Here is a 21,138-nt window from a genome sequence, read left to right on the forward strand (position 1 = left end):
TCAGCCCTCGGTCGAAGTCGGGTCGGCGGACGCCAGCGCGGCACGCACCAGGTCGTCGATGTTCATGCTCTTGATCTCCTCGCTGCGGTCCACCGGCTGCGGGACCGCTGTGGTCTCGGGCGCCGCGGGGGCCGCCTGGCCCGCCGGGGCGAGCCTGAGCAGCGCGTCCAGCAGCCCGGCGTCGCGCAGCGTGGCCACCGGGATCGAGGCGAGCAGTTCGCGGACCGACTCCTCGTCCTGCGGTGCGGCCTCGTCCGGAACCTGCTCGTACTCCTCGAGTGCCGGAAGGATCTCCTCCAGCAGGAACTCCGCCATCACGACCGGGCTGGGGTAGTCGAACATCATGGTGGCCGGCAGCCGCATCCCGGTGGCCGACTGCAGTCGGTTGCGCAGGTCGATCGCGGCCAGCGAGTCCAGGCCGAGGTCGGTGAACCCCTTGTTGACGTCGATGCCGTCCGGGTCGCTGTGGCTGACGGCGGCCACCTGGGCCCGGATCAGGTCCAGCACCGCCGCCTGCCGCTCGGCCGGCCGCATCCGGGCCAGCTGCTCCTCCAGCGACTGCGAGCTGGGCGCCGCCACCGCGGCGGTGACGGACGGGGCCCGCACCTCCTTGCGGGCCGCTGCGGCCGGCTCCTGCTTCAGGACCTCCCGCAGCAGCACCGGCGGCTCGCCCGGGGCCGCGCCACGGGCCTCGGCGTCGACCCGGATCGGGGCGATGAACGCCTCGTCCAGGGTCAGCGCCTCGTCGAAGAGCCGCAGCCCCTCGTCGGTGGTCAGCGCCGGCAGGCCCAGCGAGCGCATCCGCCCGAGGTCGGCCTCGTTGACGCCGCCGCCCAGGCCGGTCTTGGTCTCCCAGAGCCCGAACGCCAGCGCCGTGCCCGGCAGGCCCAGCTCGCGGCGGTGCGCGGCGAGGCCGTCCAGGAAGCGGTTGGCGGCCGCGTAGTTCGCCTGTCCGGCGCCGACGACCAGTCCGGCGCAGGAGGAGAAGAGCACGAAGGCCGACAGCTCCAGGTCGCGGGTGGCCTCGTGCAGGTACCAGGCCGCGTCCGCCTTGGGCCGCAGCACGGTGTCCAGCTGCTCGGGGGTGAGCTGCGAGATGAGCGCGTTGTCCATCAGGGCCGCCGCGTGCACCACCGCGGTCAGCGGCTGGGCCTCGGAGACCGAGGCGACCAGGGCCGCCACGGCCTCGCGGTCCGACACGTCGCACGCGGCGATGGTCACCTCGGCACCCAACTCGGCTAGCTCGGCCGAGAGTTCACCGGCGCCCGGCGCGTCGGCGCCGCGCCGGCTGGTGAGCAGCAGGTGCCGCACGCCGTGCTCGGTGACCAGGTGGCGGGCCACCACGGCGCCGAGGCCGCTGGTGCCGCCGGTGATCAGCACGGTGCCCTCGGGCTGCCACGGCAGGGCCGAGGCGACCTGGCCGGCGGAGACCCGGGCCAGCTGCGGGAACTTGACCTCGCTGCCCCGCACCGCCGTCTCCGGCTCACCGGTGGCGATGATCGCGGGCAGCACCTGGGCGGCGGCGGCCGAGCCGTCGGTGTCCACCAGGACGAAGCGTCCCGGGTTCTCCTCGGCGGCCGAGCGCAGCAGGCCCCAGACCGGCACCTGCGCGAGGTCCACCGTGTCGGTGGGCCTGGCGGCGACGGCACCCTGGGTGAGGATCACCAGCCGGGAGCGCCCGAAGCGGTCGTCGGCGAGCCAGCCCTGCAGCACCCGCAGCACGTCACCGGTCACCTGCCGGACCGCGACCGGGACGTCGGCCTCGGTCCCGGCCACCGGCAGCACCACCACCTCGGGCACCGCCGCGCCGGCGTCGAGCTTGGCGACGAGCGAGGCCAGGTCCGGGTAGTTGGTGAGGTCGCCGTCCAGCTCGTGGCCGAGGTCGCCGAGGACGGCCCAGCCCTTCGCCACGGCTCCGGCACTGGCGCCCAGCGGCAGCTGGTTCCAGGCCAGGTGGAACATCGAGGTGCGCTCACCGCGCCCGCCCGCCGCGGCGGCGTTGACCCGGGCCGCCGTGACCGGCCGCACCACCAGCGACTCGATGGTCGCCACCGGGGTGCCGTGCAGGTCGGACAGTTCGAGGCGGACGGCGTCGGAGCCCTCCGACTTGCGGCCCTCCACCGCGGTGATCCGGCCCCGCAGCTGCGAGGAGCCGGCCGCGTGCAGCGTCACGCCCTCCCAGGCGAACGGCAGCTGGGTGCCGCCGACGTCCTGCGGCTTGCGTCCGTCCATGAAGTCCGTCGCGCTCAGCGAGGCGTCGAGGATGGACGGGTGGATCCGGTAGTCGGCGCCCACCGCGAGGCTGTCCTCGGGCAGCGAGACCTGGACGAACGTCTCCTTGCCGCGCCGCCAGATGCCGCGCAGGCCGCGGAACATCGGCCCGTACCCGTAGCCCTGGCCGGTCAGGTAGTCGTACACATCGGAGATGTCGACCTCCTCCGCGCCCACCGGCGGCCAGACCCCGACGCCCGAGCCGAAGGTCTCGGCGGCCGGCGCGGGCTTGGCACCCGGCGCCAGCACACCGCTGGCGTGCCGGGTCCACGGGGTGTCGGGTGACGCGTCGTCGGGCCGCGAGTACACGGCCAGCGAGCGCCGGCCGGTGTGGTCGGCGGCATCGACGACGACCTGGACGGCGAGACCGCCGCCGTCCTCCCGCATCGGCATCAGCGCCTCGATGGTGAGCTCGTCGACCACGTCGCAGCCGACCTCCTCACCGGCGCGGATGGCCAGTTCGATGTAGGCGGTGCCGGGCAGCAGCACGGTGCCCAGCACGTCGTGGTCAGCGAGCCACGGGTGGGTGCGCACCGACAGGTTGCTGGTCAGCACCACACCGCCGGCCTCCGGGGAGACCACCACCGCGCTCAGCAGCGGGTGTTCGGCCGCCCGCTGACCCAGGCCGGTGATGTCGCCGGCGGGGGCCGTCGGGCCGTCGAGCCAGTACACCTTCCGCTGGAAGGCGTACGTCGGCAGGTCGAGGCGGTGGGCGCCGGTGCCGGCGTGGAAGGCTGCCCAGTCGATGCGGGTGCCGGCCGTGAAGAGGCGGGCCACGGCCGACAGGAGGGTCTGCGCCTCGGGCTGGTTCTTGCGGACGGTCGGGACGACGACGATCGGGGTGTCGCTGTCCAGGGTGCTCTGGGTGAGCGCGGTCAGGATCGCGTCCGGGCCCAGCTCCAGGAACCGGGTCACGCCGCGTCCGTGCAGGTGGGTGACCGTGTCGGCGAAGCGGACGGCCTCGCGCAGGTGGCGGGTCCAGTACTCGGGAGTGCCCCAGTCCTCGGTCACCTCACCGTGCACGCCGGAGACCACCGGGATGGTGGGCCGGCTGCGGGTGATGCTCTCGGCGACCAGGTGGAACTCGGCGAGGACCGGGTCCATCAGCGGGGAGTGGAAGGCGTGCGAGACCTTCAAACGGCTGGTCTTGCGGCCCTGGGCGGTGAACTCGGCGACGATCGCCTCGACATCCGCCTCGACACCCGAAACCACCACCGAGGAGGGGCTGTTGATCGCCGCGATCCCGACGGTGTCCGTCAGGTGCGGCAGGACCTCGGCCTCGGTCGCCTGGAGCGCGGCCATCGCGCCACCGGCCGGCAGCGCCTGCATCAACCGGCCACGGGCCGCGACCAGGCGGGCCGCGTCCTCCAGACCGATCGCGCCGGAGGCGTGGGCGGCGGTGATCTCACCGATCGAGTGCCCGGCCAGGAAGTCCGCACGCACCCCCCACGACTCCACCAGACGGAACAGCGCGGTCTCGACGGCGAACAGCGCGGGCTGGGTGTACGCGGTGCCGGCCAGCAGCTCCGCGTCCTCGCCCCACATCACGTCCTTCAGCGGAATCTCGAGGTAGGCGTCGAGCGCGGCCACGGCTTCGTCCAGCGCGGTAGCGAACACCGGGAACGCGCCGTACAGCTCACGGCCCATCCCGAGCCGCTGCGCACCCTGACCGGTGAACACGAACGCCGTAGCGCCGTCCACCCGGCCACCCGCGACCACACCCGCCGAACCGCTCCCCTCGGCGAGCTTCGCCAGCTCCGCCACGGCGCCCTCGTGGTCCTCGGCGAGGACCACCGCGCGGTGGTCGAGCGCCGCACGCGAGGTCGCCAGCGAGTAGCCGACGTCCTGGAGCGACTGCTCCGGGTGGGCCGCCAGGTGCGCGCGCAGCGCCTCGGCCTGTCCGGGCAGCGCCTTCGGGTTCTTGGCGGACAGCGTCAGCACCACCGGCGCGGAAGCCGCCGGGGCCACCGGGGCCACCGGGGCCGCGTCGGGCTCCGGCTGCGCCTGGCCGCGCTGCGGCGCCTCCTCCAGGATCACGTGGGCGTTGGTGCCGCTCAGGCCGAAGGAGGAGACGGCCGCGCGACGCGGGCGCTCACCGGCCGGCCACTGGACGGGCTCGGTCAGCAGCTTGACGTTGCCGGCCGTCCAGTCCACGTGCGGGGAGGGCTGGTCCACGTGCAGGGTCTTCGGCAGCACCTCGTTGCGCAGCGCCATCACCATCTTGACGATGCCGCTGACGCCGGCCGCCGCCTGCGCGTGGCCGATGTTCGACTTGATCGAGCCGAGCCAGAGCGGCTTGTCCGCCTCCCGGTCCTGGCCGTAGGTCGCCAGCAGCGCCTGCGCCTCGATCGGGTCACCCAACCTGGTGCCGGTGCCGTGGCCCTCGACCGCGTCCACGTCGGCCGTGGTCAGCCCGGCCGCGGCGAGCGCCTGCTGGATCACCCGCTGCTGCGAGGGACCGTTGGGCGCCGTCAGACCGTTGGACGCACCGTCCTGGTTGATGGCGGAGCCGCGGATCACGGCGAGCACCGGGTGGCCGTTGGCCTCGGCCTCGGAGAGCCGCTCCACCAGGAGCAGCCCGATGCCCTCGGCCCAGCTGGTGCCGTCGGCGGCCCCGGCGAAGGCCTTCGAGCGGCCGTCGGCGGCCAGCCCGCGCTGCTGGCTGAAGTCGATGAACAGGTCCGGCGTCGGCATCACGGTGACACCGCCGGCCAGCGCCATGCTGACCTCGCCGGAGCGCAGCGCCTGGCAGGCCATGTGCAGGCTCACCAGGGACGAGGAGCACGCGGTGTCGACGGTGACCGCCGGGCCCTCCAGGCCGAGGGTGTAGGCCACCCGGCCCGAGGCGATGCTGCCCGCGCTGCCGTTGCCGAGGTAGGCCGCGATGTCCTCGGGCACCTCGCTCAGCCGGCTGCCGTACTCGTGGTACATGATGCCGACGTACACACCGGTCCGGCTGCCGCGCACGGACTGCGGGTCGATGCCCGCCCGCTCGAAGGTCTCCCAGGCGGACTCCAGCAGCAGGCGCTGCTGCGGGTCCATCGCGAGGGCCTCCTTGGGCATGATGCCGAAGAACTCCGCGTCGAACTCGGCGGCGTCGTAGAGGAAGCCGCCGTCCTTCGCGTAGGTCTTGCCGGGCAGGCCGGGCTCCGGGTCGTAGATGGCACTGGCGTCCCAGCCGCGGTCGGCCGGGAACTCGGCGATGGCGTCCCGGCCTTCGGCGACCAGGTCCCACAGCTCCTCGGCGGAGCGCACCCCGCCGGGGAAGCGGCAGCTGATCGCGACGATCGCGATCGGGTCGTCGGTGTCGGTCGTGCTCGTGCGGACCGGGGCCGCCGGGGTGGCGACCGCCGGGGTGGACGACAGCTTGCCGACGATGAACTCCGCCACCGCGCGGGTGTTGGGGTAGTCGAAGACCAGCGTGGCCGGCAGCCGCAGACCGGTGGCGGCGCTCAGCGCGTTGCGCAGTTCGACCGCGGCGAGCGAGTCGAAGCCCTGCTCGCGGAAGGCCGTCTCCGGCCCCACCGCGTCGGCCGACGCGTGTCCGAGCACCGAGGCCACCTGGGAGCGGACCAGCTCCAGGACGATCCGGCCGCGCTCCTGCTCCGACACGCCGGCCAGGCGGCGCTCCAGCTCGCTGGACTCCACGGCCTGGGCCTGCGCGGTCCGGCGCACCGGTCCGCGCACCTTGCCGCGCAGCAGCGCCGGCAGGTCCTCGCCGCGCGCGGCCAGCGCCGCGGCGTCGAGCTTGAGCGGCAGCACCACGGCGTCCGTGCCCGCGACGGCCGCGTCGAAGAGGGCCAGGCCCTCGGCGACCGACAGGGCGGGCAGGCCCAGCCGCTTCATCCGCTCCAGGTCGGCGTCCGTGAGGTCGCCGCCCAGGCCGGTGCTGATCTCCCACATGCCGAAGGCCGGCGCCGTGGCGGGCAGCCCCTGGGCCTGGCGGTGGGCCGCCAGGCCGTCGAGGAAGGCGTTCGCCGCGGCGTAGTCGGCCTGCCCGGCGGCGAGCACCGAGCCGCCGGCGGAGGAGAAGAGGACGAAGGCCGTCAGGTCCAGGTCCCGGGTCAGCTCGTGCAGGTTCCAGGCGCCGTCGGTCTTCGGCCGCAGCACCGCCTCGAAGCCCTGCGTGGTCAGCGAGCCGACCAGCCCGCCGCCCGCGACGGCGGCGGCGTGCACCACCGCGCTGAGCGGACGGTCCTCGGCGATCCCGGCAAGCACGGTGGCGAACGCCGCGCGGTCGGTCACGTCGAGCGCGACCACCTCGACCGAGGCACCCAACTCGGCCAGCTCGGCCGAGAGTTCACCGGCACCCGGCGCGTCGGCGCCGCGCCGGCTGGTGAGCAGCAGGTGCCGGACACCGTGTTCGGCGACCAGGCGACGGGCCACCAGGGCACCCAGACCGCTGGTCCCCCCGGTGATCAGCACGGTCCCGGTGGCGCTCCAGGTCGGCGCGGCAGCGGGTGCGGGGATCCGGTTCAGGCGCGGAACCCGCACCTCACCGGCCCGGACCGCGCTCTCGCTCTCGCCGGACGCCAGCGCGGCGACGGCCTGCGCCTGCGGGTCGGCCGTGCCGGCCGCGACGTCGACCAGGACGAAACGCCCCGGGTTCTCCGCCTCGGCGGCCCGGACCAGACCCCACACGGCGGTCTGCGCCGGGTCGACGTCCTCGCCCGGCAGGACGGCGAACGCCCCGCGGGTCACCACGGCGAGCCGCGTCGTGGCCGAGGCCTGATCGGCCAGCCACTCCTGGAGCCGGGGGAGTACGGCGGCCACGGTCGTGCGGACCCGGGCGGCGGCGCTGCCGTCGGCCGGGACCGGGACCAGGTGGATCGGGAGATCGGTCGCGCCGGCCTCCGCAGGGGCGCCGGTCCGCAGCCACTCGACGCGGTGCAGGGCCGCCGCCGCGCCGTCCGAGGCCGCTGCCAGCTGCTCCTGCGACACCGGGCGGGACACCAGCGACTCCACCGTCGCCACCGGGGCGCCGGTCTCGTCCGCGACCAGGATCTCCGAGAGCTCGTCGCCCCGGAGCCGGCGGATCTGCACCCGCAGCACGGACGTGCCGGCCGCGTGCAGGGTGACGCCGTTCCAGGAGAACGGCAGCAGGGTCGCGCCCTCGGCCGCGCCGTTGCCGCCGAGCAGGTCGGCGTGCATGGCGGCGTCGAGCAGCGCGGGGTGCAGGCCGAACCGGGCGGCCTCGTCGCGGGACCGCTCGGGCAGCGCCACCTCGGCGAAGACGTCGTCGCCGCGCACCCAGGCGGCCTTCAGGCCCTGGAACACCGGCCCGTACGCGTAACCGCGCTCGAACAGCCGCTCGTACGCGCCGGAGACCTCCAGCGCGGTGGCGTCGGTCGGCGGCCACTGGGTCAGGTCGAAGGTCGGTGCCCCGGCGCTCGGCACCAGCGTGCCGTACGCGTGCCGGGTCCACGGCGAGTCCGGCGCCGAAGCGCGCGAGTGGATGCCGATCGAGCGGGCACCCGAGCCGTCCGCCGCACCGACCCGCACCTGCAGCGTCACGCTGCCACGGGCCGGGATGATCAGCGGCGCTTCGAGGAGGAGTTCTTCGATCTTGTCGCAGCCGGCTTGGTCGCCGGCGCGGATGGCGAGTTCGACGAAGCCGGTGCCGGGGAAGAGGATGCTGCCCAGGACGTCGTGGTCGGCCAGCCAGGGCTGGGTGTCGACGGACAGGCGTCCGGTCAGGACGACCTCGCCGGAGTCGGCGGAGGCCACCGAGGCGCTCAGCAGCGGGTGGGCGACCGGGTCCAGGCCCGCCGAGCCCACGCCCGCGCCACCGCCGGTGGCGGCCTCCAGCCAGTACCGCTCGTGCTGGAAGGCGTAGGTCGGCAGATCCGCCCAACGGTCCTCGCCCGCACCGAAGTACGCCGCCCAGTCGATCCGGACGCCGGCGGTGAACAGGCGGCCGAGCGCGGCGAGCAGGGTCTGCGCCTCGGGCTGGTTCTTGCGCACGGCCGGGACCACGACGATCGGCTCGTCGCTGTCGATGGTGCTCTGGGTGAGCGCGGTCAGGACCGCGTCGGGGCCGAGCTCCAGGAAGGTCTCGACACCGCGCTCGTGGAGGAACGTCACCGTGTCGGCGAAGCGGACGGCCTCGCGCAGGTGGCGGGTCCAGTAGTCCGGGGTGCCCCAGTCCTCGGCGATCGTGCCGTGGACACCGGAGACCACCGGGATGGTCGGCTGCTGGTAGGAGATGCTCTCCGCCACCAGGTGGAACTCGGCGAGGACCGGGTCCATCAGCGGGGAGTGGAAGGCGTGCGAGACCTTCAAACGGCTGGTCTTGCGGCCCTGGGCGGTGAACTCGGCGACGATCGCCTCGACATCCGCCTCGACACCCGAAACCACCACCGAGGAGGGGCTGTTGATCGCCGCGATCCCGACGGTGTCCGTCAGGTGCGGCAGGACCTCGGCCTCGGTGGCCTGGAGCGCGGCCATCGCGCCACCGGCGGGCAGCGCCTGCATCAGACGCCCACGGGCGGCGACCAGGCGGGCGGCGTCGGCCAGGGTGATGGCGCCGGAGGCGTGGGCGGCGGTGATCTCACCGATCGAGTGCCCGGCCAGGAAGTCCGGACGCACCCCCCACGACTCCACCAGACGGAACAACGCCGTCTCCACCGCGAACAACGCGGGCTGGGTGTAGGCAGTGCTCGCCAGCAGCTCCGCGTCCTCGCCCCACATCACATCCTTCAGCGGCCGGTCCAAGTGCTCATCGAGCGCGGCCACGGCCTCGTCCAACGCGGCAGCGAACACCGGGAACGCCGCGTGCAACTCACGGCCCATCCCCAGCCGCTGCGCACCCTGACCCGTGAACACGAACGCCGACTTGCCCTCACGCACCGACCCGGTCACCACACCCGGCGACCCCACACCCTCCACCAGCGCGGACAGACCCGCCAGCAACTCCTCACGCCCCCCGGCCACCACCACCGCACGGTGGTCCAGCCGGGCCCGACGCGTGGCCAGCGCACGACCGACACCCGCCAGCTCAGCCGACCCCAGCCCCTCGGCGAACGCGGCCAACCGCTCCGCCTGGGCCCGCACCGCCTGCGCGCTACGACCCGACACCACCCACGGCACCAGCGACGGCACAGCGCCCGTCACCGACTGCGCCTCGGCGGTGGCCGCCGGCGGCTCCTCGATGATCAGGTGGGCGTTGGTGCCGCTGATCCCGAAGGAGGAGACGCCCGCCCGGCGCGGCCGGTCACCGGCCGGCCAGGGGACCTCCTCGGTCAGCAGCTGGACCGCGCCCTGGTCCCAGGCGACCTGCGGCGAGGGCTCGTCCACGTGCAGCGTCCTCGGCAGCACGCCGTGGCGCATCGCCTCCACCATCTTGATGACACCGGCGACACCGGCGGCGGCCTGGGTGTGGCCGATGTTGGACTTGATCGAGCCGAGCCAGAGCGGTGCGCCCTGGCCCCGCTCCTGGCCGTAGGTGGCCAGCAGGGCCTGGGCCTCGATCGGGTCACCGAGCGTGGTGCCGGTGCCATGGCCCTCGACCACGTCGACGTCGGCGGGGGTGAGCCCGCCGTCCCGCAGCGCGCGCAGCACGACCCGCTGCTGGGCGGGGCCGTTGGGCGCGGTCAGGCCGTTGGACGCACCGTCCTGGTTGACCGCCGAGCCGCGCATGATGCCCAGCACCTGGTGGCCGTTGGCCTCGGCGTCGGACAGCCGCTCCAGGAGCAGCAGGCCCACGCCCTCGCCCCAGCCGGTGCCGTCCGCGCCGCTGCCGAAGGACTTGCACCGGCCGTCGGCGGAGAGGCCGCCCTGCCGGCTCATGTCCACGAAGGTGTCCGGGGTGGACATCACGGTGACACCGCCCGCGAGCGCCAGACCGCACTCGCCGCGCCGCAGCGCCTGCGCCGCCCAGTGCATCGCCACCAGGGACGAGGAGCACGCCGTGTCGACGGTGACCGCCGGGCCCTCCAGGCCCAGGGCGTAGGCGACGCGGCCGGAGACCACGCTGGCCAGGCTGCCGTTGCCGTGGTAGCCCGCGAGGTGCTCGGGCAGCGGGCCCAGGCGCAGGCCCCAGTCGTGGTACATCACGCCGGCGAACACGCCGGTGTCGCTGCCGCGCAGGGTGTGCGGGTCGATGCCGGCCCGCTCGAAGGTCTCCCAGGCGGTCTCCAGCAGCAGGCGCTGCTGCGGGTCCATCGCCTGCGCCTCGCGCGGGCTGATGCCGAAGAACTCGGGGTCGAAGTCGGCCGCCTGGTAGAGGAAACCGCCCTGGTCGCTGCGGCTCTTACCGGGCTTGCCCGGCTCCGGGTCGAAGACGTCGGAGTCCCAGCCGCGGTCGGTGGGGAACGCGGAGATCGCGTCCACCCCACCCCGGACCAGCTGCCACAGCTCGGCCGGCGAGGTCACGCCGCCCGGGTAGCGGCAGGCCATGCCGACGATCGCGATCGGGTCGTCGTCGCTCGCGGCCAGTGCTCCGGCCGGGGCCGCGGACCGGGTGTCCTGGTCCGGGTCGCCGAGCCGGCCCGCGAGGTGGTCGGCCAGCGCGTTCGGTGACGGGTAGTCGAAGATCAGCGTGGCGGTGAGCGGCAGGCCGATCGCCGAGCTGAGCCGGTTGCGCAGTTCCACGGCGGCCAGCGAGTCGAAGCCCATCTCGTTGAACGCGCGGGTCGGGCTGACCCGGTGGCCGCCGTCGTGGCCGAGGACGGCCGCGACCTGGGTGCGCACCAGCTCGAGCAGGGCCTCGCCGCGCTCGGCCCGGGACAGCCCGGCCAGGCTGCGGGTCAGCGGCTGGTCGACCGGCGCGGTGCCGGCGGCCGCGGCGCGGCGCACCGGGCGCACCAGGCCGTGCAGCACGGCTGGGAGTTCGGCGGCGCGGGCCTGCAGGGTGCGCAGGTTGAACCGGACGGGCACCACGGCCGCGGCGTCCGCGTCGGTGCCCAGCGCCTCGTCGAACAGCGCCAGGTTCTCGGCCGGCGAGAGGATCTGCAGGCCCAGGCGGTCGATCCGGCGCAGCGCGGCCTCGTCGAGCTGTCCGCCCATGCCGCCGACACCGGTCCACAGACCCCAGGCGAGCGAGGTGGCGGGCAGGCCGGCGGCGCGGCGGTGGGCGGCGAGCGCGTCGAGGAAGAGGTTCGCCGCCGCGTAGTTGCCCTGGCCGGCGCCGTCCAGGAAGGTCGCCGTGGAGGAGAACAGGACGAACGCGGCCAGGTCCAGGTCCTGGGTCAGCTCGTGCAGGTACCAGGCCCCGTCGACCTTGGGGCGCAGCACGGTCGCCAGCCGCTCGTGGTCGAGCGAGTCGATCAGGCCGTCGTCGAGCACCCCGGCCGCGTGCACCACGGCGGTCAGCGGGTGCTCGGCGGGGATCGCGGCCAGCAGGGCGGCGATGGCGTGGCGGTCGGCCACGTCGAGCGCGGCCACCTCGACCTCGGCGCCCAGCCCGGCCAGCTCGGCCGAGAGTTCACCGGCGCCCGGCGCGTCGGCGCCGCGCCGGCTGGTGAGCAGCAGGTGGCGCACGCCGTGCTCGGTGACCAGGTGGCGGGCCACGGTGGCGGCGACGCCGCCGGTGCCGCCGGTGATCAGCACCGTGCCGTCCGGCCCCCACGGCGCCGGGCGGCTCTCGCCGCCGGACAGGGTGGCCAGGCGCGGCACGAGGAACTCGCCGTCCCGGACGGCCGCCTCGCTCTCGTCCAGGCCGGCCGCGAGCCGCGTCAGCTGCGCGTCGTCGATCGAGCCGTCGGAGTCCAGCAGCACGAACCGGCCCGGGTGCTCGGCCTGCGCGGAGCGCACCAGGCCCCACACCGGCGCCTGGGCGAGGTCGGTCGGCTCGCCCGGCGTGACGGCGACCGCCCGGCGGGTGAGGACGACCAGTCGGCCGGTGGCGGAGCGCTCGTCGGCCAGCCAGGAGCGCAGCGCGTCGAGCACCTCGCCGGTCGCGGTCAGCACCTGCTCGGGCAGGTCGGCCTCGGCCAGGGCCGCCGGGCAGGGGTGGGCGACGGTCAGCGGCGCGTCCGCGCCCGGGGCGGGCAGCGGGGCGGGCGTCCAGCGCAGCTGGAAGAGCGCGTCGCGGTGCGTGGCGCGCAGCCGCTCCGGGTCGAGCGGCCGCACGGTGAAGGAGTCGACCCGGCCGACCGGCGCGCCGTCCGGGCCAGCCAGGTCCAGCGCCACCGAGTCGGCGCCGGTGGCGGTGATCCGCACCCGCAGCGCGGCCGGACCGGTGGCGTACAGGCTGACGCCCGACCAGGCGAACGGCAGGCGGGGGCCCTGGCCCACGGGCTCGGGCGAGGCGAAGTCGGTGGCCTGCAGGACGGCGTCCAGCAGGGCCGGGTGCAGGCCGAAGGAGCCGGCCTGGTCGGCGACCTGAGTCGGCAGCGCCACCTCGGCGAACACCTCGCCGGTGCCGCGCCACACGGCGCTCAGGCCGTGGAAGGCCGGGCCGTAGCCGTAGCCCTGCGCGGCCATCTCGGCGTAGAGGCCGGTGAGGTCCACCGCCTCGGCGCCGCGCGGCGGCCAGACGGCCGCGTCGAACGGGTGGGCGGCGGTGCCGCGCGCGGTCAGCACGCCGGAGGCGTTGCGGCTCCACGGGGCGTCGGCCGGGGCGTCCTCGTCGCGGGAGTGGAAGGTGATCGCGCGGCGGCCGTCGGGGCCGGCCGGCTCGACGACGATCTGCAGCGCGACCCCGCCGGTGGCGGGCAGGACGAGCGGGGCCTCCATGATCAGCTCATCGAGGTGGGCGCAGCCGGTCTCCTCGCCCGCGCGCAGCGCGAGCTCGACGAAGGCGGTGCCCGGCAGCAGGGTGCTGCCCGCGATCACGTGGTCGGCGAGCCAGCCCTGCGAGCGCGGCGAGACCCGGCCGGTGAGGACCGTGGTCCCGGTGCCGGCCAGCGACACCACCGCACCCAGCAGCGGGTGGTCCACGGCGACCTGGCCCAGGCCGCTCGCCTCGCCGCGCGAGAGCGGCGCGGACAGCCAGAAGCGCTCCCGCTGGAACGCGTAGGTGGGCAGCTCGACCTGGCGGGCGCCGCGGCCGGCGAAGAAGGCCGGCCAGTCCACCCGGGCGCCGCGGGCGTGCACCCGGGCCAGCGCGCCGAGCAGCTGGCGCCGCTCGTCGAGGCCGCGGCGCAGCGAGCCGACGAACTCGGTGGCGGCGGAGTCCTGGAGGATCTCGCGGCCCAGGCCGGAGAGCACCGGGTCGGGGCCGATCTCCAGGAAGGTGGTGACGCCGAGGTCGGCCAGGGTGCGGACGCCGTCGTGGAAGCGGACCGCCTCGCGCACGTGGCGCACCCAGTACTCGGGGGAGCAGAGCTCCTCGGCGGTGGCGGCGCGCCCGGTGAGGGTGGAGACCACCGGGATGCGCGGCGCGCGGTAGTCCAGGATCTGGGCGAGCTGCCGGAACTCCGCCAGCATCGGCTCCATCAGCGGGGAGTGGAAGGCGTGCGAGACCCGCAGCCGCTTGGTGCGGTGACCCGCGGCCTCAAGCCGGGCCGCCAGCTCCTCGACCGCCGCCGCCTCGCCCGAGACGACCACGGACTGCGGGCCGTTGACCGCGGCGATGCTCACCTGGTCCGACCCGCCGCCGAGCAGCGCGGCCACCGCCTCCTCGGAGGCCGTCACCGCCACCATGGCGCCGCCGGCGGGCAGCGCCTGCATCAGGCGACCGCGCGCGGCCACCAGGGTCGCCGCGTCGTCCAGCGACAGCACGCCCGCGACGTGCGCGGCGGCCAGCTCGCCGATGGAGTGGCCCGCCACGTGGTCGGGGCGCACCCCCCAGGACTCGAGCAGCCGGAACAGCGCCACCTCGACGGCGAACAGCGCGGCCTGCGCGTACCCGGTCTGGTCGAGCAGCGCGCTCTCGGGGGTGCCGTCCGCGGCGAACAGGATCTCGCGCAGCGGGCGGTCGAGCTGCAGGTCGAGGTGGCCGGCCGCCTCGTCGAGGGCGGCGGCGAAGACCGGCTCGGTGTCGTACAGCGCCCGGCCCATGGCGGCGCGCTGGCTGCCCTGGCCGGTGAAGAGGAAGGCCAGGCGGCCGGTCCCGGCACCGCCCAGCGCGACGGCCGGCGACTCCTGGCCCGAGGCCAGGGCGCGCAGCGCGGTCAGCGTCTCGTCGCGGTCCTCGGCCACCAGCACGGCGCGGTGGCGCAGCGTGGCACGGGAGGTGGCCAGGGACAGCGCGAGGTCGGCGGGGGCCAGCTCGGTGTCCGCCTCGACGCGGGCCAGCAGGCGCTCGGCCTGCGCGCGCAGCGCGGTCTCGGTGGCGCCGGAGACCACCAGCGCGACCGGGCCGGCGGCCTGCGGGGCGCTGCCCCCGGCCTGCCGCGCGGCCTCGGCGGTGGGCGGCTCCTCGATGATCAGGTGCGCGTTGGTGCCGCTGACGCCGAACGAGGAGACGCCCGCGCGCCGGGGCTCGGTGCCCTTGGGCCAGGCCAGCGGCTCGGTCAGCAGCTCCACCTGGCCGGCCGACCAGTCGACGTTGGGGGTGGGCTGGTCGACGTGCAGGGTGCTGGGCAGCAGCTCGTGGCGCATCGCCATGAGCATCTTGATGATGCCGGCCGAGCCGGCGGCGGCCTGGGTGTGGCCGATGTTGGACTTGACCGAGCCGAGCCGCAGCGGTGCGGCCTCGCCCCGGTCCCTGCCGTAGGTGGCCAGCAGCGCCTGGGCCTCGATCGGGTCGCCGAGCGTGGTGCCGGTGCCGTGCGCCTCGACCGCGTCGACCTGGGCGCCGGTGAGTCCGGCGTTGGCCAGGGACTGCCGGATGACCTGCTGCTGGGCCCGTCCGCTGGGGGCGGTCAGGCCGTTGGAGGCGCCGTCCTGGTTGATCGCGGAGCCGCGGATCACGCCGACCACCGGGTGGCCGTTGGCCTGCGCGTCGGAGAGCCGCTCCAGCACGAAGACGCCGACGCCCTCGGCGAAGGCGGTGCCGTCGGCGGCCGCGGCGAAGGCCTTGACCGTGCCGTCGGGTGCCAGGCCGCGCTGCCGGCTGAAGGCGGTGAAGGTGCCTGGGCTGCCCATCACGGCCACGCCGCCGGCCACCGCCAGGGTGGACTCGCCGCGCTGCAGGGACTGGATGGCCAGGTGCAGGCCGACCAGCGAGCCGGAGCAGGCGGTGTCGACGGTCAGCGCGGGGCCGGCCAGGCCGAGCACGTAGCTGACCCGGCCGGAGATGACGCTCGGGGTGTTGCCGCTGAGCAGGTAGCCGTCCAGGCCGTCCGGGGCTTCGTGGAGCCGCATCGCGTACTCCTGCGGCTCGGCGGCGATGAACACGCCGGCCGCGCTGCCGCGCAGCGAGCCCGGGTCGATGCCGGCCCGCTCGATCGCCTCCCACACGGTCTCCAGCACCAGCCGCTGCTGCGGGTCCATCGCGAGGGCCTCGCGCGGGCTGATGCCGAAGAAGTCCGCGTCGAACTCGGCGGCGTCCGGCAGGAATCCGCCGTGCCGCAGGTAGGTGGTGCCGGGGGTGGTGGGGTCGTCGGAGAAGAGTGTGTCGAGGTCCCAGCCGCGGTCCTCGGGGAACGGGTCGCGCACGTGCTCGCCGGCCGCGACCAGCCGCCACAGGTCCTCCGGCGAGGCCACCCCGCCGGGGTAGCGGCAGCCGATGCCCACGATGGCGATCGGCTCGTCGCTCGCCGCCGCCGCGCGCACGACCGGTGCCACGTGGTCGGGCAGGCCGAGGACCTCGGTGCGCAGGTGGGCGGCGAGGTCGGCCGGGGACGGGTGGTCGAAGGCGACGGTCGGCGGCATGGTGAGGCCGGTGGCCCGGTTCAGCCGGGTCTGCAGCTCCAGCAGGGCGACCGAGTCGAGGCCGAGGTCCCTGAAGGAGCGGTCCGGGTCCACCGAGGTCGGGGCCGGGGGCGTGGCTGCCGCGTCCTGCGGCAGGTCGCCCTGCTTCGACCGCAGTACGGCGAGCGTGTGCTCGCGCACCAGGCCGAGTAGTACGTACGTCTGCTCGGCGGCGGGCAGCGCCGCCAGCTCACGTACGAGCGGGGACTCCGCCGCCGCGTCGGCCGCGGCCTCACCGGCCGGCCCGCCGTGGATGCCGTGGTTTCCGGGCTCAGTCATCTGCACTCCACACACTCGTTGTCCGCAGCGGACGGAGGGAACATCAGTGGTCCAGGACGCTCGCCGTCCGCCCGGTGACGAGGCGTCATCACCGGGCGGACGGGGCTGATCTGTTCAGGTGGGCCGGGTGAGGGCCGAAACTCTGCCGAACGGCCCGAAGGACGGATCGGGGTGGCCGGTGGTGTCGCGGCCGGTGGGGCGGTGGCCGACGGTGTCGCGGCCGGTGGTGCTCTCAGTCGGCGAGGTGCGCCGGTTCGACCAGGCTCAGGGCCTGGACGGGGCACGCGTCGATGGAGTCGATGATCTGCACGCGCAGCGACTCATCGGGCTCATCGATGATGAGGATGGCCTGGCCGTCCTCGTCCTGGTCGAAGACGTCGGGACCGGCGAGCACACAGGCCCCGCAGGCCACGCAGACGTCCTTGTCGATGATGACTTGCAGCATGAACGTTTCCTCCATTACCAGGTGATCGGCAGCTCGTGCAGGCCCTCGATCAGCGCCCGCTCGTCCTTGAACGGCAGCTCCTCGACGGGCACGGCCAGCCGCAGCCCCGGCAGGCGGCGCAGCAGCGTGGTGAACAGCACCTCCATCTGCATCCGGACCAGGACCTGGCCGGCGCAGCGGTGGTGGCCGGAGCCGAACGCGATGTTGTCGGCGGCGTTCTCGCGGTGGAAGTCGAGCCGGTCCGGGTCGGGGAAGACCGAGGGGTCGCTGTCGGCCGCCTGCAGCGAGCAGATGACGCCGTCGCCGGCCTTGATCAGGACGCCGCCGAGCTCCACGTCCTCCTTGGCGACGCGCACGGTGCCGTGGTCGGAGACGCTGCTGTAGCGCATCAGCTCGTCGACGGCCTGGCCGGCCAGCTCGGGGTGCTCGCGCAGGATCTCGACCTGCTCGGGGTGGTTGAGCAGCACCGTGATGGCCATCGTCATGCCGTTCATGGTGCTCTCGTGACCGCCCGCGATCATGATCCGGGCCAGCGCGCTGATGTCGAGCGTGCTGAGCTCGCCGCCCCGCTCCTCGTTGCGCTGGATCAGCCGGCTGATCAGGTCGTCGGCGGGCTGCTCGGTGCGCTCGGCGATCAGCCGGTGCAGCAGCACCTCGACGTCGCCGTTGAGCGTCGCGTGCTCCTCCGGGGTGGCCTGGGTCACCAGCGAGGTCATCCAGCGGTGGAAGAGGTTGGTGTACTCGCTGGGCACGCCGAGCAGTTCGATCATCGCGATCGACGGCAGCGGCATCGTCAGGGCCTCGACGGCGTCGATCGGGCCGCCCTTGGCCACCATCGCGTCGATCAGCTCGTCGACCAGCTCCTGGGTCCGGGGCCGCATGGCCTCGACCTTCTTGGCGGTCAGCTCCGGCATCAGCATCATGCGGTGCTTGGTGTGCACGGGCGGGTCCATGTGGAACAGCGTCCGGCCCACGATGCCCTGCTCCAGCAGCTCCAGCGGGAACCCGAACTGCAGTGGGTAGCCGGGGGCGGCGATGTCCGAGTCGAAGCGGGGGTCGCGCAGCACCGCCTGCATGTCCTCGTAGCGGGTCAGCAGCCAGGCCTCGCGGCCGTTGAACTTCAGCTTCACCCGGGAGACCGGCTCGGTCTCGCGCAGCACCGCGTACTCGGGGGCCGGCCGCATCGGGCAGCCTCGCTGCAGCGGGAACGGACGCACCTGCGTCTCCGACCGCGTCGTGGTGAGTTCCGTCATTTTTCCTTCTCTCATCCGCCCGCCCGCACGGTGTGCGTCACGGTCTTTTATCGATCGGTCTGAGTCGTGGCCGGGGCGTCCGCCGGAACGGAGTTCACCCCAGGCAGACTCCTTCTATTTCCCGGCCGCCAAAACCCCTAATTTGCCGCTCAGGGGTGCTGCCGGCGACCGCGCCGACCGGTGACATTAGGGGCCGAAAGACCGGGTGCTGGGGGCGGTGGCAATTGCGGGCCGGATCGGCAGCGGTTTCGATGGAGCCGGCGGCCAAAAGTGCCGCCGGGCCGGTTCTGCCGACCGGATTCGGCGGCTCTCCGGCCCGGCGAAACTCCACGGCGATTCGAGTGGAATTCGAGCGGTCGTCGAGCGGCTTTCAAGCGGAATTGGATCCACCGGCGCCGCGGCGCGGCCGCTCGAATCCGACAGCGGAACAGCCGGAATCCCGGTACGCTCCGGTACCGGAATCATGCGCTCCGGCCAGCTCGGGCAGGGGTGTCTGGCGTCGATCGGCCTGCGTACCGGCTACTCACAACGGCTCGCGCCGCTTACGATGGACATAAATGCGTGCGTGATACGCATCGGATCTCTCGAAGAGGACGTATGAAGGCGGAACGCTCCACGACCAGCGATGCGGGCGCAGGACTGCCGGGCAGCATCCACGTGCTGTGGGATCTGCGGGAGCGGGAGCAGCGCGGCCGAACCGGCCTGAGCACGTCCCGCATCGTCACCGCGGCGATCGGGTTCGCGGACGAGTTCGGCCTCGGGACGCTGTCCATGGCCCGGATCGCCGAGCGGCTCGACTCCGCGACGATGTCGCTCTACCGGCACGTGTCCAGCAAGGACGAACTGCAGGCGCTGATGGTCGACATGGCCTACGGGATGCCGCCCGAGCTCGAGGACGGCGACCGCCACTGGCGGGCCGGGCTGGAGCAGTGGGCCAGGGCCTTCCTGGAGGTCTTCCGCCGGCACCCGTGGATGCTGCAGATCCCGGTCAGCGGACCGCCGCTGGAGCCGGGGCAGATGAGCTGGCTGGAGCGCGGGCTGCGCACCCTCGGCCGCACCGGGCTGACGCCCAACGAGAAGCTCTCGGTGATGCTGCTGATGGTCGGCTACGTGCGCAACAACGCCCAGCTGTCCATGGGACTGGTCAGCGAGAACGTCAGCGAGGCCGAGCTGATGGCCAACTACGGCCAGGCGATGGACAAGTTCGTCACCGCCGAGACCTTCCCCGCGGTGCGCGAGCTGATCGAGGCGGGGACCTTCGAGAGCACCGAGGACGACTTCGGCTTCGGGCTGCAGCGGGTCCTGGACGGCGTCGAGGTGCTGGTCCGGGTCCGGGCCGGGGAGAACCCGCTGGGGTAGCCGGAACGCCCGCGCGGGCGCACAAGTGGAGAGGTCCGCTCCCGACACCTTCCGGTGTTCGGGAGCGGACCTCTTCGGGGGCTCTTCGGGCCGGTCTGCCACTCACCGGTAGGCGGCCGAAGAGTGCTGGACGGCGGCCGGGGTGTCGTCCGCCCAGGCGATGGATCCGGGGCTGTCGAACTCGTCGTACCCGCCCTCCTGCGCCGCCTCCAGAGCACCGGGCAGGGCACCCTCGATGGGAGTCTTGCGCAGCAGGAACGAGGCGAGCAGGGCGGTGAAGGCCATCAGGCCGACGCCGGCGATGGAGGCGATCTGCAGGCCGTGGGTGAAGGCGCTCTGGCTGGCCGAGAGCAGTTGGCCGCCTGCGCTGTGGGACAGGCCGGAGGCCACGTTGGCCGCGCCGCCGATGGTGTTGCGCAGCGCCGTCAGCGCGTCGCCGGTGACGCCGGCCGGGCTGACGTGGGACATGTCGTGCCGGTAGATGGCCGACCCGATGCTGCCGAGGGTGGCGAAGCCCATCGCGATGCCGAACTCGGTGAAGGTCTCCGAGACGGCGACCGAGGAGCCGGCCTGCTCCGGCGGAGCGGAGGTGACCACGATCTCGGCGGCCAGGGTCTTGCAGGCCACCATGCCGCCGGCCAGCAGGCCCACGCCGACCAGGACCACGGCGATGTTGGAGTCCACCTTGACCTGGGTCAGCACGCCGAAGCCGGCCGTGATGATCAACAGCGCCCCGCCGATGATCTTCGCCGGGCGGACCTTGCGGCTCAGTGCGGGGGTCAGGCCGACCGCGATGCCGATGACGGGCATCGGTGCGAGGGACCAGAGGGCGGCCTTGAGCGGGGAGTAGCCGAGCACCATCTGCAGGTACTGGTTGGTCAGGACGCTGCTGCCCATCAGGGCGAAGGCGATCATCATGTTGGTGATCACCGCGCCGCTGAAGCCGCCGTTGCGGAACAGCGAGACGTTGATCATCGGGCTGGCGGACCGGCTCTGGCGGATCACGAAGGCGAGCAGCAGGACGGCGCCGACGCCGGCGCAGATCGCCGAGCTCTGGCTGTAGCCGTTGATCACGATGTCCTTGAACCCGTAGATCAGCGTCATGATGCCGGCCAGCGACAGGGCGGTGCTGAGCAGGTCGAGCTTGCCGCGGTTCGGGTCGCGGTACTCCGGCAGCAGGAACGGGCCGAGGATCAGGACCAGGACCATCAACGGGGTGTTGATCAGGAAGACCGAGCCCCACCAGAAGTTGTTCAGCAGCAGGCCGCCGACGATGGGGCCGAGCGCCGCACCCGAGGTGAGGGTGCCGCCCCAGGCCGCGATGGCGCCCTTGCGCTGCTTCGAGTCGTGGAACATGTTGCGGATCAGCGCGAGCGAGGTCGGCGTCAGGGTCGACGCGGCCAGGCCCAGGGTGGCCCGCGAGGCGATGAGCATCTCGGGGCTGGTCGAGAAGGCGGCGACCGCCGAGGAGACGCCGAACAGCGCGGCCCCGATCAGCAGCAGCCGGCGGCGGCCGACGCGGTCGGCCAGCCAACCCACCGTGACCAGGGTTCCGGCCAGCACGAAGCTGTAGATGTCCATGATCCAGAGCAGCTGCGTCGCGCTGGGCGAGAGGTCCTCGCTCAGCGGGGCGATCGCGAACCCGAGGACCGAGACGTCGATGGCGACCAGCAGGGTGACCAGGATGATCACCGTGAGGCCGAACCACTCCTTGATTCCTGCCTTGGGCTTCAGTTCTGACATGGCAATCGTCCAGTTCCTCTCTGCGTACGTGGCACGCATAGCGTATCA

The 21,138-nt window shown here is 73.8% G+C and carries 5 protein-coding genes; 1 reads left to right on the forward strand and 4 read right to left on the reverse strand.

The genetic code is table 11. From position 1 onward, the window contains the following. From OG403_RS36515 to OG403_RS36525, 3 genes are all read right to left on the reverse strand, one after another. Positions 1-16,290, reverse strand: coding sequence for a type I polyketide synthase (locus OG403_RS36515; RefSeq protein WP_329572886.1), 16,290 nt, complete (start codon positions 16,288-16,290; stop codon positions 1-3). A 232-nt stretch (positions 16,291-16,522) separates the two neighbouring features. Further along, complete coding sequence (locus OG403_RS36520) at positions 16,523-16,735, reverse strand: ferredoxin (RefSeq protein WP_329572888.1); 213 nt, start codon at positions 16,733-16,735, stop codon at positions 16,523-16,525. A gap of 14 nt (positions 16,736-16,749) precedes the next feature. Then, a complete protein-coding gene (locus OG403_RS36525) occupies positions 16,750-17,988 on the reverse strand; it encodes a cytochrome P450 (RefSeq protein ID WP_329572890.1) in 1,239 nt (412 codons plus the stop codon). A 597-nt stretch (positions 17,989-18,585) separates the two neighbouring features. Between OG403_RS36525 and OG403_RS36530 the strand changes: the two genes are divergently transcribed. Beyond that, positions 18,586-19,347 (forward strand): TetR/AcrR family transcriptional regulator C-terminal domain-containing protein, encoded by a 762-nt coding sequence (locus tag OG403_RS36530; RefSeq protein ID WP_329572892.1) that lies wholly within the window; start codon positions 18,586-18,588, stop codon positions 19,345-19,347. 102 nt (positions 19,348-19,449) lie between these two features. Here OG403_RS36530 and OG403_RS36535 read toward each other — a convergent pair whose 3' ends face one another. Next, positions 19,450-21,090, reverse strand: coding sequence for an MFS transporter (locus tag OG403_RS36535; RefSeq protein WP_329572894.1), 1,641 nt, complete (start codon positions 21,088-21,090; stop codon positions 19,450-19,452). Positions 21,091-21,138: the final 48 nt, after the last annotated feature.

This window comes from Kitasatospora sp. NBC_01266 (assembly GCF_036242395.1).
Classification (GTDB): domain Bacteria; phylum Actinomycetota; class Actinomycetes; order Streptomycetales; family Streptomycetaceae; genus Kitasatospora.

What these genes read in the sequence shown, in the direction of transcription:
- OG403_RS36515 (WP_329572886.1), bottom strand. Translation starts at nt 16,290, where the DNA reads ATGACTGAGCCCGGAAACCACGGCATCCACGGCGGGCCGGCCGGTGAG.
- OG403_RS36520 (WP_329572888.1), bottom strand. Translation starts at nt 16,735, where the DNA reads ATGCTGCAAGTCATCATCGACAAGGACGTCTGCGTGGCCTGCGGGGCC.
- OG403_RS36525 (WP_329572890.1), bottom strand. Translation starts at nt 17,988, where the DNA reads ATGACGGAACTCACCACGACGCGGTCGGAGACGCAGGTGCGTCCGTTC.
- OG403_RS36530 (WP_329572892.1), top strand. Translation starts at nt 18,586, where the DNA reads ATGAAGGCGGAACGCTCCACGACCAGCGATGCGGGCGCAGGACTGCCG.
- OG403_RS36535 (WP_329572894.1), bottom strand. Translation starts at nt 21,090, where the DNA reads ATGTCAGAACTGAAGCCCAAGGCAGGAATCAAGGAGTGGTTCGGCCTC.